Genomic DNA, 13597 nt, shown 5'->3' on the forward strand with positions numbered 1-13597 from the left:
TTAACATGTAGAGTCGCTCTATCAGCGACGATAGAGACGCCAGAAAGGCGACAACGATGCCCTTTGCTCCTACCCCAGGTTGGTTGAACTGGGAACGCGACCGAGCACACCCGGCAGTCGAGCTTCCCACGGGAAGTGTTGATGCTCATTGTCACGTCTTCGGACCCGGCGATGTCTTTCCCTACGCTCCGACACGCAAATACACGCCCTGCGATGCGTCCAAGCAGGATCTATTCCGACTGCATGAGGATCTCGGGATCGCTCGTCGAGTGATGGTCCAAGCGACATGCCACGGCACTGACAATGCGGCTCTGCTCGACGTGTTGGCAGCCGATCCCGCTGCATCGCGAGGCGTCGTCTCCGTCTCGTCGGACATCACCGACGAAGAGCTGGCCCGGATGCACGAGCAGGGAGTACGCGGAGTCCGATTCAATTTCGTCAAACGACTGGTCGATCACTCCCCCGTCGCCGAGCTCATGCTCATCTCCGAGAAGATCAGAGCATTCGGGTGGCATATCGTCATCTACTTCGAAGCCGCTGACCTACCCGATCTGGAGAGCTTCCTCGCTGATCTGCCCGTTCCCCTCGTCGTCGACCACATGGGTCGTCCCGATGTATCAGAATCGTCGACCGGTGCCGAGTTCTCCCGTTTCATCTCCTTCGTCGACAAGACATCCGCGTGGGTCAAGGTCAGCTGCCCCGAGCGGCTCTCGCACTCGGGGCCCTTTGCGCGAAAGGGCAACACGGACATCTATGACGACGTCGTTCCATTTGCTCGTCGCGTCATCTCCGAATTTCCCGACCACGTGCTGTGGGGCACCGACTGGCCGCATCCGAATCTCAAATCCCATATGCCCGACGACGCCGTTCTTCTCAACTATCTCGCACAGATCACGGATTCGGATGCACAGCTGCGCCGTGTCCTGGTCGACAATCCCACCGCCCTCTATTGGGCCTGAACCTTCGGAAACGAACAGACGAAACCATGGAAACCACAAATTCTGCCAATAGAATCAATCGACTGCCCATCACTCGATTCCACAAAATCATCATCGTCGTGGTGGCGGTGGCCTACTTCTTTGAGTTCGCCGACATCAACACCTTTTCGACGACCGCCCCCAAAATAGCCCAAGTCTGGGGCCTGGACGTCAACCACATCGCCTACATCACCTCGATATCATTCGTCGGCATGTTCATCGGCTCCCTTGCCGGAGGCTGGTTGGCCGATCGGGCGGGCCGGAAAGCTGCATTCCTGTACACAACTCTGTGGTTCTCCGTCTTCTCAGCAGCCACGGTGCTCGCGTGGAACATCTATTCGCTGGGGATCCTGCGCTTCCTCACCTGCGCCGGACTGTCGGCGATGACGGTGGTCGCAGTCATCTACGTCAACGAGATCTTTCCTGCCAAGGTCCGCGGCAAGTACCTGGCGTATGCCATAGTGATCGGCATCTGCGGAACTCCGGTGACCAATCTCATTGCCAGTGCGGTCGTGCCGATCAGCGATTGGTCCTGGCGACTGGTCTTCCTGTGGGGCACTCTCGGCGTCGTCATCCTATTCATGATTCGGCATCTGCCGGAATCTCCCATGTGGCTCGAAAGCAAACGCCGCTTCTCCCGTGCCGAGGACGTGCTGCGAGAGATGGAGGCCAAGGTCTCCGGCTTCGCGGGTGACCTCCCTCAGCCGCTTGCTCCTGTGGCAGAGGTCCGCGAACAGAAGAAGTCCGGACTGCGGACTCTCATGCAGCGACGCTATCTTGTCCCCCTGCTCGTGCTCATAGTCCTGTGGGTGACTCAGACTGTCGGCTTCTTCGGTTACTCCAGTTGGGCGCCGACGCTGCTGTCGAAGCAGGGCATCAGTGTCGAGGACTCAATCCTCTACGTCGCGCTGGCCACGATCGGAGCACCATTGGGGTCCCTTCTGGCAGCATTCGTCACCGACAAGTTCGAGCGCAAATGGCTACTTGTCATCTTCGGAACCACGATCGGCATCTCGGGACTGCTCTACGGCCTGACCTTCAGCCCCATTATGATCGTCGTGTTCGGGTTCTTGGTGAACATGTTCGAGCGGGGCTATACCTCGCTGGCCTACGCCTACTCTCCTGAGCTGTTCGACACCCGCACCAGATCATTGGGAACGGGTATCGCCTACGGAATCGGTCGCCTGTCCAATGCAGTCGGGCCCTTGGTCATCGCATCGCTGTATACATCAACGGGCTATGCCTCCGTCTTCGTGTTCATTGCAGCCACATGGGTGGTTGGGGCGATCGTGCTTGCGCTGTTCGGTCGGAACACCAAGGTCAGACCCGTCCAGCAGGGCGACGGAATGTGCACAGCTGCGGCGTCGCCGGTTGGGGGCGAACAGTGAGGGTTGTCGATGACACGGATGACACGCATACGTCGTTCGGACCACGCGGTGACCAGACTTCGATCAGGATGTGCCTGATGCGCGGGGGCACGTCTCGTGGACCGTTCTTCCGGGGATCCGATCTGCCGTCTGACCCTGAGATCCGCGATCGCGTCCTCCTATCCGTCATGGGCAGCCCTCATCCGCTGCAGGTGGATGGAGTCGGGGGCGGGCATTCGCTGACGAGCAAGGCCGGCATCGTCTCCTGCTCGCCGGCGCCGGAGGTCGATCTCGATTTCGAATTCGCCCAGCTGCAGCCCGATGCCTCGACGGTGCAGACAACAGCCAACTGTGGGAACATGCTTGCTGCGGTCGTCCCATTCGCGGTGGAGGCAGGGCTGATCGTTCCCGATTCCGATTCCACCGAAGTCACAGTGAGAACCACCAACACGGGCCTCATTGCCACTATCACCGTTCAGACGCCGAAGCTCAGCGCCGACGGCCCTCGGACCGTCAGCTATGACGGCTGTACGACGATTGACGGAGTCAGCGGATCATCGAGTCCGGTCTCCATCTTGTTCGTCAACACGGCTGGTTCGATCGCCCCCGGCCTGCTTCCGACCGGCAATCGTCTCGATTCCCTGAGTCTCCCCAACGGCGACCGCATAGGCGCCACAATGATCGACAACGGTCAGCCCCTCGTCCTGCTGCGAGCCCATGACCTCGGCCTCACCGGAGCGGAGGACCTCTCAGACCTGACCGCTGATTCCGCTCTCGCCGACACGCTCGAACATCTGCGTCTCTCATCGGCACACATGATGGGCCTCGGCGATGTGACAGACAAGAACTACCCGAAGATGACCCTGCTCGCTCCCCCTGCCCAGGGGGGAGCGATAGCGACGAGGAGTTTCATCCCGCACACAGTTCACCGATCAATCGGAGTTCTGGCGGCGCTGACGGTCGCCACTGCATCCTGCATGGCAGGAACCGTTGCCTTTTCGCTGGCCGACCCAGGAGACGGCGAGAGCCGAACCCTTGAGATCGAACACCCCACCGGAGCATTTCCGGTCGATCTCCAGATCCTCGACAACCGCGTCTGCCGTTCGGGTCTGACGAGAACGGCTCGCCTGATCATGGACGGTCAAGTCTTCGTCCCCAAGTCTGTATGGGCCCCGGTATCCGCTGAATCAGCCACCCACAAAGAAGGTACACAGAATTGATCATCGACTGTCACGGACATTACACGACCGCCCCAGCCTCTCTCAGAGCGTGGCGAGACGCCCAGATAGCTGCTCTCGACAGCGGTCCGGCACCGGATGGCGGCGGACCCACGATCAGCGATGATGAGATCCGAGAGTCCCTCGAAGGCAACCAGCTGAGGCTGATGGACGATCGTGGAATCGACCTCACCATCTTCTCGCCCCGAGCATCGTTCATGGCCCACCATCTCGGCGACTTCGCCACATCCGCGAAATGGGCCCGAATCTGCAATGATCTCTGCGCCAGAGTGTCCCGACTGTATCCTGACCGTTTTGCTCCAGCGATCATGCTCCCGCAGTCGCCCGGTGCGGACCTTGCGACCAGTGTCGACGAAATCGATCGCTGTGTCGATGAGCATGACGTGGTGGCGCTCAACATCAACCCCGATCCCTCGGGCGGACACTGGACCTCTCCTCCGCTGACGGACGAGTCGTGGTTTCCGATCTACGAGAAGATGATCGAGCACGGGCTGCCGGCGATGGTCCACGTGTCGACTTCGGTCAACCCGGCATTCCACACAACCGGCGCCCACTATCTCAATGCCGACACCACCGCCGTCATGCAGCTCATCGAGGGAGATCTCTTCGGCCGATATCCCGAGCTCAAACTGATCGTTCCACACGGCGGGGGTGCTGCGCCCTATCATTGGGGGCGTTTCCGCGGCCTCGCGCAGGCTCTGGGGAAGCCCGACCTCGAACAGCACATCCTCGGAAATCTGTATTTCGACACCTGCGTCTATCACCAGCCGGGAATCGATGAGCTGCTCTCCGTGATTCCCTCGCAGAATGTCCTCTTCGCTTCGGAGATGATCGGAGCCGTGCGCACCGTGGATCCGACGACAGGCTTCAACTTCGACGACACCGTCCGCTATATCACCGATGCTGATCTGAGCGCTGAGGAACGTCAGGACATCTTCGAGCACAACGCCAGACGGGTCTACCCGCGCCTTGATTCGCGAATCTCCTCTCACCGAGTGTGAACCCGACCTCATCTCAGCGAAGTCGGAACACTCGACTCGGTTCCACCAGCAGTCAAGAATCGCCAACAGCAAAGGAAATCACAATGTTCGACCTCGGTGTAGTGCATACGCAGATCGATCGCCCGCACCCGGAACAGGTCGAGCGATTGAGTGTCTTCGGAGTCGCCACAGTCCACGAGGCTCTCGGCCGTGTCGGCTTGATGCGACCATACATTCGGCCGATCTATCCGACAGCCAAGCTGTGCGGCCCAGTGGTCACGGTGCTCCTGCAACCAGGTGACAACTGGATGCTGCATGTAGCTGCCGAGCAGGTGCAGGACGGCGATGTGGTCGTCGCAGGCTGCACAACCGAGAGCGAAGACGGCTTCTTCGGTGAGCTCCTCGCTTCCTCGATTCGAGCTCGAGGTGGTCGCGGACTTGTCATCGACGGTGGCTGCCGCGACACTGCCGACCTCGAAGCTCTCGACTTTCCCGTCTTCTCTCGCGCCATCAACGCCAAGGGCACTGTGAAGGTAACCCTGGGCTCAGTGAATGTTCCAGTGGTCTGCGCCAATGCCCTCGTCCATCCGGGAGACGTTGTCGTTGCCGATCACGACGGCGTAGTAGTTGTTCCGCGCGACCGGGTATCCGACGTTGCCGACGCCGCTCAGAAGCGGGAGGACAATGAGGAAGCCAAACGTCGGCAGTTCGCCGAGGGCCACCTGGGGCTCGACGTCTACAACATGCGCGGCCCGCTGGAGCAGGCCGGGTTGAAGTACGTGGATTGAGCAGGCTCGGACAGCCGTCGGTCGATGCTCACACCAGGCTGACCGTCTTGGCTCCGCCGAGGCGGGCGAAGCGGTCGGGCTGGCAGGTGAGCAGGATGACTTGGGCGTTCTGGCCGACAGTGCCGAGGATGACGTTGAGCGCGTTCAGCCGCTCGGCGTCGGCGAAGCCGAAGGCATCGTCGAGGACCACGGGTGCCCCCGAATCACTGTCGACGAGCGTGGCCACCGCGAGTCGGCCGATGAGTGCCAGCTGCTCCCTCGTCCCGCCCGAGAGCGATTCGAAGGGCACGGTGCGTTGGTTCAGTGTGCGTGAGACGATCTCGAGGTCTTCCGAGACCTCCACGGACAGTCCGGCCCCGAAGACGAGTCGACCCAGTCTTTCGATCTGTTCCTTGAATGGGGCCACATACTGTCGCTGTGCCTCTTCCTTGTACTTGAACACGGTCGTGCGCAGCAATGCGATCGCCTGCGCCTGACGTTCCAGGCGAGCCTGTTTCCGCCGAGCGGATTCCATCGTCTCTTCGGCATCGGCAAGCTTCTCGTAGATGCCTTCGCTGGCGCGGTCATCGATGAGGGCCGAGAGACGGTCGACTTCTTGTCGCACCTCTTCCCGCTGGGTCTCTTTGCTGCCGACCAGGTTGCGGGCATTCTGCAGCTTCAGGTCCAGGGTGTCCGGGTCGGCGGCCTGATAGACGACTCGCGCCTCGTCCACCTGCGATTTCACCTTCGACACCCGAGCCCCGGCCACGTCCACCGCTTCCGCCAGATCGGCGTCGGAATCGGCTTCTCGCGCGTGCGCCAAACTGTTCGTCAGCCGTTCGTGCTGAGTCTCGGCTTCCTGCAGACTGGTCTGCGCACGGACCGTTTCGACTCGCGCATCGTCTCTGCTCGTTCTTGTCCGTTCGAGCTCGACGCGGGCGGCTTCGACCTCGGCCTGCGCATCGTCTGCTGTCTGTTCGGCTTTCGTGGCTGCCGCTTCGAGATCGCCGAGTCTGGCGCTGTCCGGTTGCTCGTCGTCCTCGGTGCCCACAATCTGCTGAGCACGAGCGAACGCGGCTTCGAGGTCTTCGCGCCTGTCCTGCCCGAGGAGGACTGCGAGCGTCGACTCGGCCTCCGCTCTGACTGCTTCCGCGTCCGCGCGGGCATCGGCTCTCTCCCGGGCCTGAGCCACGGAGTCGACGTCGAGGCGTTCGAGCTCCGCCTCGAATGCCCGCTTCGCAGAGGTCACCGCCTTGTCGAGTTCAACGGGTGAGACACCTGGTCGCACGGTGATATCGGTGATGCCGTCGATCGTGATCCGAATATCCCTGACGACGGCGAATTCGCCTGCTGAGCCCTCGCCGAGTTCTGTTCCGTCGACGCTGACGCCCTGTGCACCGAGCTGCCTCGCGTCGATCTGCGCCGCGGCAGCGGTCTTCGCGTTCTCCGCGATCCGCAGTTCGGTCTCGAGTGAGCTCACCGTGTCGACGTCCGCGGACGTGATCGGGATCGATCCGATCGTCGCCTGGGCACGGCTCTTCTTCTCATCGTGGTCGCGGATGGTTTCGAGTCGGCGTGAGAGATCGGACAGCTCCGTGCGAGCACGAGCCCTGGACACAGCCTTCGCGGCGGCTTTCACTCGTGTTCGAGCGGAGTCGAGGACCGCCTGTTTCTCTTTGAGTCCCTGCTGTGCGCGCTCGAACTCGGCGTCCTTGTCGCTCTGCGCCGATTCCAGGTCGGCGACCGTCCTCCGGGTCTCCGTCACAGTCGCCTGACCGGAGTCGACGTCCGCGATGAGCTTCTTGCGCCTTTCCAGTGCTTCGGCCGCGATCTGCTCATCGCGCTGCGACGATTGCGAGTGTTCGACCGCCTGGTCGAGGACTGCCTTGAGTTCGGCGACGTCCTTCGCGGACTGTTCGGTCTCGTCTCGCTCCGCAAAGGCCCGTGTCAGGTCGGTGCGCACCTCCTCCAAACGGGTCGCTGATCGAGCATGGCTGTCGACGAGTTCGTCCATGCCGCGGCTGCGTTCTTTCAGCTCGTCGAAGGCGACTTCGGCGGCAGAGACCTGAGCATTGGCCGCCTTGTAGTCTCCGGTCGCGTTGCCGTTCTTGGTGAAGTATTTCAGGTACTCGGCTTCGACCTGGTCGAGGAAGTCATCGTGATCGGCGACATCGACGCCCGATTCGTCGAGTGCACTGTGCAGAGCTTTGATCTGAGCCAGCGGAGCCTGTGCCAGGCTCTCTCCCTGCGCCACGTCGAGGGCGACGAGGAGGTCGACATCGATGGTGTCGGCGAGAATAGCGAGGAACCGGTCGTGGGCGTCGTCGCTGCTCAGCTGCTCAGGTCTGGGGCCGATGATGTTGAGTTCGGTGAAGGACTGTCTGATCCAGCGCTTGCGGTATCTGAGCTCGTAGTCACCGGTGCTCAGATGCAGTTCCACGTCCGGCCCCGCATCGACACCGACCGGTTGGGTCTGTTTGACGCTGGCCTTACGCGAACTCGATTTGTCCTCACGCAGATGGGTGATGGCTTCATGGATCGAGGATTTGCCGGCCTCGTTGGGACCTTCGACGACCGTGACTCCATCACCGAACTCGACTCGGGAGTCCGCGATGCCGCGATAGTTTCGCAGGTGGATGGAATGGAATCTCATGATCCGCTCCTCGCAAATCGGTAGAGGAGCCCCAGCGCGTCCTGCGCCGCTGAAGCCGAGGGGGCGTCTCCTGCCGCCGTGACCGCAAGTTCGTCGAGGGTCTCCTGCAGGTATCCGCTCAGCCCGAGGTCGGCGAAGTCCTCGTCGGCGGCGATCACGGCGATGTCCGTGTGCCGCTCCCACAGTGCCACCAGCGCGAACAGGTCGGTGGCATGGTCGAGGACCTCGTCGAGCCTCGACTTCGCCGCCGTCGACAGGGTTCCTCTGAGGATGAGCCAGACAGCCGTCGAGTCTTTGTCGGGCAGGTCTGCCAGCCGTCGCTCGAGGTGGCCGACGTCCTCCTCCGAGTTCACGTCCTCTTCGACGATGAGATATGTCCACCGGCCGATGTGCACCTTCTCCACCGAGCTCGCATGCGTCTGCGGATCGATGTCGACGAGGAGGATGTTTCCGGGATCGTCCTCCCGCCGAGACGTCACCTCCGGAGCGCCGGGATACCAGATGCGTTCGTCCACGGAGAAGGTGGCGTGACGGTCGCCGAGGGCGATGAACTGGGCACGATTGCCCCGCAGCACGGTCTTGAGGCTGTCGGCGTCGATCGTCGCCAAGGATTCCCGATCGGGGTCCAGGGTGCTCACGGCACCGTGACCGGCGACGATGCGCACCGATCCCGGAGCCACCTCGGCGAGGTCATGGGTTGCGTGGGCCACCAGGTCACCTTGGGGACGTTTCGAGAACCACGGGGCGCCGACGATCTCGACGCCGGGAACGACCTCGAACGGTTCGCCGTCCCGCAGCACATGGACTTGGTCCGGCTGCCGGGAGGCGAAGGCCGGAGAGTCGTAGATCGAGGCGGCGTCGAGGGGATCGTGGTTGCCCGGCAGGAGGACGACGGGCACCGTGAACGCGCTGAGAGCCTCGAAGGTGCGGGAGATGATGGCGCGGTCGAGCTGATTGGACTCGAATACGTCACCGCAGACGATGACGAACTCACAGGATCGTTCGGCGGCGATCTCACCGATGCGCTTGACCGCGTCAAGGCGGGCACGGTGGAAACGCGGGCGGGCCTCGGCGCTGAGATAGTGCGCCGTCATGCCCAGCTGCCAGTCTCCTGTGGCGACGAATCTCATCTGTTCCTCCTCGGTTCTTCCCCATCCTATGTATGCAGACCCAGCCTACGGATCGGCACCGACACAGGCTGTGATGCAGGTCATGGACAACGCGCGGGAGAGCAGTGGCTGAGCCGACCAGAGCTGGCTGATCGGCGGACCGTAACCGATCCAATCACCCAGCCGACCCTAACTTAGGTTAGGCTATACACCGTGAACTCCAAGGACACTGTGACCACAACCAGCCTGCATGCCTCTGACCTCACACTGGGCTACGACCGCACGCCGGTCGTCCATGGTGTTTCCCTCTCGATCGCCCCCGGCCGTGTGACGGCACTCATCGGTCCCAACGGCAGCGGAAAATCGACTGTGCTTCGGTCCTTGGCGCAGCTGCACCCGGTCAGTTCCGGGGAGGTGACGACCCGGTCCGCGGGAGCGACCACTTCCGCGACCGCACTGTCGGCGCGTGAATTCGCCCGCACGGTCACACTGCTCTCTCAGTCTCGGCCACATCCCTCCGGGCTGAGCGTGCGCGAGATCGTCGCCTATGGCCGACATCCGCATCGTCGCCGCTTCTCCTCACTCACCGAGGCCGACAAGACGGCGATCGACAAGGCGCTCGAACTGACCGGGACCGCCCGGATGGCCGATCGCTCGGTCGACCGGCTCTCCGGCGGCGAACTCCAAAGGGTGTGGCTGGCCACCTGCCTGGCCCAGGAGACGGGAGTCCTGCTGCTCGACGAACCCACGAATCACCTCGACCTGCGCTACCAGGCAGAGATCCTCGACCTCATGCGCGACCTCGCCGACGACCACAGGACCGCGATCGGCGTCGTCCTCCACGACCTCAACCATGCGGCAGCCGTCGCCGACGACATCGTGCTGCTCAGCGAAGGACGAATCCGGGCTGCCGGCAGCTGCGAAGAGGTCTTCACCGCCGAGGTGCTCACCGAGGTCTACGGTCTCCCGATCACCACACGCCTCGACGAGGACACCGGAATGGTGCGCATCGAGGCCCTGCCCCGCCGCCGTCGCTCGGCCCGCGCACCCGCGCGACTCGCAAGCGCGGTCTGAGCTCACATCCCAGCAGCACCATCAGCACCGCCACCGTCAGCAGCACCGTCGAATCCATCATCAGAGAGAAGCCATGACCCTGACACCCCTGCCCCGAACACGTCCGCGCACGACGACATTCGCCCTCGCCTCCCTCACCGCGGCGTGCGCCCTCACACTGTCGGCCTGCGGCACCACATCGACCGAGGCTTCGACCGACGGTGGAGACTCGACATCGATTTCAGGATCGTGTGCCGACGACTCGAGCACCACCTCGGCGGAACCGGTCTCCGTCAAGGACGACACAGGTCATGAGATCGCACTCGATGAACCCGCGGCGAAGGTCGTCTCCCTCGAATGGCAGTACACCGAAGACCTGCTCTCCCTGTGCGTCAACCCGACCGCCGTCGCCGACGCGAAGGGCTTCACCACCTGGGACACAGCGGAGGAGCTGCCCGAGGACACCGCCGATGTCGGCACCCGCCAGGAGCCCAACGTCGAGTCGATCCTCGCGGCAGACCCGAACCTCGTCATCATCGAAACGACCGCCCGCGACGACAAGATCGTCGGCCAGCTCGAGGACCAGGGCATCGCCGTGATGGCAATGGCCGGTGCCGATGGCGAGGACCCGATCGCCTATATGAAAGACACCTTCAGCACGCTCGCCGAGGTGACCGGCCGCAGCGAGCGCGCGAACAGCGTCCTCGACGACTTCGACGAGAAGGTCGCGAAGTCGAAGCAGGCCATCGCGGCGGCCGATCCGGAGACGAAGGACTTCGTCTACTTCGACGGCTGGGTCAACGGGTCGAACGTGGCTCTGCGCCCCTTCGGCCAGGGATCGCTCTTCGGCGAGCTTGGCGAAGAACTGGGCCTGAACAACGTGTGGACCGGCGAGGTCGATCCGGCATACGGGCTGGGCCAGACCGACATCGAGGGCATTTCGAAGGTCGGCGACGCGAACTTCCTCTACACCGGCACCGACGACCCCGAGTCCGAGGACTACGTCGAGCTGCTGGAGAAGAACGACCTCTGGTCCGACATCCCGGCCGTCAAGGACGAGCGCACCTATGCGTTCCCGGCCGGCATCTGGACCTTCGGAGGCCCCAAGTCCGCCGAACAGGCACTCGACGCCTACGTCGACGCGCTGACCCAGTAGTCCATGACCGCTCCCGCACCCACGACGATGACCACGACCGCCTCGGCGAACGAATCGAGGGACTCGACGACCGCTGCACCCATGCGCAGGCCCGGAGCCATCGGAGCACTCTCGGCCACCGGCGTCCTCCTCGGGCTGCTCCTCGTCCTCGCCCTGATCTCGTTCTGGCACATCACTCAGGGCACCTCGGGGATCGGTTTCCGGGACCTGCTTGCGGCCCTGACCGGAGCATCGGGCTCCCCCGCCGAGGCGGGCCCCAGTGCCCATGACATCCTCATCGGATCCCGGCTTCCGCGCGTGGGTGCAGGAATACTCGTCGGTGTCGCACTCGGAGTGGCCGGTGCGCTGTTCCAGTCCCTGGCCCGCAACCCGCTGGCCTCACCGGACACGCTGGCCGTCACGGGCGGCGCATACTTCGCCGTCACCGTGGTCACGGCCTTCGGTCTCTCGATCCCCGTGTGGGCCTCCGGAGGTGTCGCCTTCATCGGTGGCTTGCTCGCCGCGGCTCTGGTGCTCGGGCTGGCCGGCGGGGCGGCGTCGTCGACGACTCGATTGGTGCTTGCCGGGACCGCGACCGCCCTGGCGCTGCAGGCGGGCACGTCGACCCTGCTCATCCTGTTCGCCGAGGAGACGACGAGCCTGTTCTCGTGGGGTTCTGGCACCCTCAATCAGCTCGACGGCACCGCGGCAGTGCGCAGCATTCCCGTCATCGGTCTCATCATCGTCGCCGCCATCGTGCTCTCACGACGGCTGGACCTGCTCAGCCTCGGCGATGACGCCGCCTCTGTCCTGGGCGTGCCGATCCGTTCGACCCGGGCGATCGGGATTCTGCTCGCCGTCATCCTCACGGCCACGGCCGTGACCCTGGCCGGACCGATCGGGTTCGTCGGACTCTGCGCTCCGGTCATCGCCCGACTGCTCGCTCGCCTGCTGCCGGTGCTGGGCAAGCATGCGGTGATGATTCCGGCCACGGCGCTCATCGGTGCGATCACCGTCATCCTCGCCGATGCGCTGCTGCGCGCGATCGTCGGAGCCACCGAGGCGATCACCCTGCCGTCGGGAGTGACGACGACGGTGCTCGGCGCGATCGTCCTCGTGCTGCTGGCCCGCTCGACGCGTTCCTCGGGTCCTGCACCGGCGACCTCTGCGGCCAAGTCACGTGCACACGGTCCACGTCGTGCCGCACTGGTCATCGGTATGGCGGTCGTGCTGCTGGTCGTTGTTGCGATCCTCGCCCTGCTCACGGGAGAACGGTTCTACCTCCTCGGCGATGTGATGCTGTGGATCCAGGACCAGGCGGCACCGGGGATCTCCTTCGCCTTCGACTCCCGCGCCCCACGTGTGGCAGGTGCCCTGGCCGCCGGTGCCGCTCTCGGACTGTCGGGCACGTTCGTCCAGGCCGGCGCCCGCAACCCGTTGGCCGAGCCGGGTCTGCTCGGCATCACCGGCGGCGCCGGGCTGGGGGCCGTCATCGTCGTCACACTGGTTCCGGGCGCCACCGTTGTGCTGATTTCGAGCGTGGGAGTCGTCGGTGCACTCGTGGCCTTCGCCATCGTCTACGGGCTCTCATGGCGCGGTGGGATGAACACCGACAGGCTCGTACTCATCGGCATCGGCATGTGGTTCGGCTTCACCGCTCTGACCACGCTGTTCCTCGTCCGGGCGAATCCGTGGGACACACCGGCACTGTTCACCTGGCTCTCCGGGTCGACCTACGGTCGTGCCTGGGTCGATGTCGCACCCGTGTCACTCGTCATCCTCATCGCGATTCCGTTGGCCTTCGTCTGGACTCGCGAGCTCGATCTGCTGGCCCTCGACGACGATACGCCGAGGCTGGTCGGCGTCCCACGTGAACCCGTCCGTCTGGCCGTGCTCATCACCGCCGCGGTGCTTGCCGCCGTCAGCGTCTCGGCCGTCGGCGTGGTCGGATTCATCGGGCTCGTCGCTCCGCACGCCGCCCGTGCCCTCGTTGGCAGCCGGCATGCCCGAGTGGTCCCGACTGCCATGCTCCTCGGCGCGCTGGGCCTTGTCGGCGCCGATGCCCTGGGCCGTACGGTTATCGCCCCCGCCCAGATTCCCGCGGGTCTCATCGTCGCCCTCATCGGCGCCCCCTACTTCGTGTACCTGCTGGCACGCTCGCGGGCCTGAGAAGTCGGCAGCTGCCCCAGCGAGCACCCGCCCCAGCGTGCAGCCACCCAGCGTGTAGACGCCCAGCACACAACCGCTTGCCGAAGGTGCAGGCGTCCATTACAAGTGGTGCACCTGCGTACGTGCGCCCAGCGGGTGTTGCGGCCCAC

General features: G+C 63.8%; 10 protein-coding genes. 8 read left to right on the forward strand and 2 right to left on the reverse strand.

All coding sequences use genetic code 11. From position 1 onward, the window contains the following. Nucleotides 1–56: 56 nt before the first annotated feature. From BKA07_RS15550 to ligK, 5 genes are all read left to right on the forward strand, one after another. Nucleotides 57–959, forward strand: a complete 903-nt coding sequence (locus BKA07_RS15550) for an amidohydrolase family protein (protein WP_167951698.1) — start codon at nt 57–59, stop codon at nt 957–959. 26 nt (nt 960–985) lie between these two features. Continuing rightward, on the forward strand, nt 986–2365 hold the full coding sequence (locus BKA07_RS15555) for an MFS transporter (protein ID WP_167951700.1): 1380 nt from the start codon (nt 986–988) through the stop codon (nt 2363–2365). Then, complete coding sequence (locus tag BKA07_RS15560; protein ID WP_342449095.1) at nt 2362–3564, forward strand: 4-oxalomesaconate tautomerase; 1203 nt, start codon at nt 2362–2364, stop codon at nt 3562–3564. Before BKA07_RS15555 ends, BKA07_RS15560 begins: the two co-directional genes overlap by 4 nt. Beyond that, a complete protein-coding gene (locus BKA07_RS15565; RefSeq protein ID WP_167951702.1) occupies nt 3561–4583 on the forward strand; it encodes an amidohydrolase family protein in 1023 nt (340 codons plus the stop codon). The genes BKA07_RS15560 and BKA07_RS15565 overlap by 4 nt, the downstream gene beginning before the upstream one ends. Before the next feature lie 83 nt (nt 4584–4666). Next, nucleotides 4667–5350, forward strand: a complete 684-nt coding sequence (gene ligK, locus BKA07_RS15570; protein ID WP_167951703.1) for a 4-carboxy-4-hydroxy-2-oxoadipate aldolase/oxaloacetate decarboxylase — start codon at nt 4667–4669, stop codon at nt 5348–5350. Between the two features lie 28 nt (nt 5351–5378). On the opposite strand, the gene BKA07_RS15575 is transcribed toward ligK, so the two are convergent. Then, nucleotides 5379–7982: an AAA family ATPase gene (locus tag BKA07_RS15575; protein WP_167951704.1), complete on the reverse strand. Its 2604-nt coding sequence runs from the start codon at nt 7980–7982 to the stop codon at nt 5379–5381. Beyond that, complete coding sequence (locus BKA07_RS15580; protein WP_167951705.1) at nt 7979–9112, reverse strand: metallophosphoesterase family protein; 1134 nt, start codon at nt 9110–9112, stop codon at nt 7979–7981. The genes BKA07_RS15575 and BKA07_RS15580 overlap by 4 nt, the downstream gene beginning before the upstream one ends. A 210-nt stretch (nt 9113–9322) precedes the next feature. Here BKA07_RS15580 and BKA07_RS15585 point away from each other — a divergent pair, with 210 nt between their 5' ends. From BKA07_RS15585 to BKA07_RS15595, 3 genes are all read left to right on the forward strand, one after another. Further along, complete coding sequence (locus tag BKA07_RS15585) at nt 9323–10165, forward strand: ABC transporter ATP-binding protein (RefSeq protein WP_342449096.1); 843 nt, start codon at nt 9323–9325, stop codon at nt 10163–10165. Between the two features lie 73 nt (nt 10166–10238). Continuing rightward, complete coding sequence (locus tag BKA07_RS15590; RefSeq protein ID WP_167951707.1) at nt 10239–11300, forward strand: ABC transporter substrate-binding protein; 1062 nt, start codon at nt 10239–10241, stop codon at nt 11298–11300. A gap of 3 nt (nt 11301–11303) precedes the next feature. Beyond that, nucleotides 11304–13448 (forward strand): iron ABC transporter permease, encoded by a 2145-nt coding sequence (locus BKA07_RS15595; RefSeq protein ID WP_245161979.1) that lies wholly within the window; start codon nt 11304–11306, stop codon nt 13446–13448. Nucleotides 13449–13597 lie beyond the last annotated feature (149 nt).

It is taken from the genome of Brevibacterium marinum, from assembly GCF_011927955.1.
Taxonomy (GTDB): domain Bacteria; phylum Actinomycetota; class Actinomycetes; order Actinomycetales; family Brevibacteriaceae; genus Brevibacterium; species Brevibacterium marinum.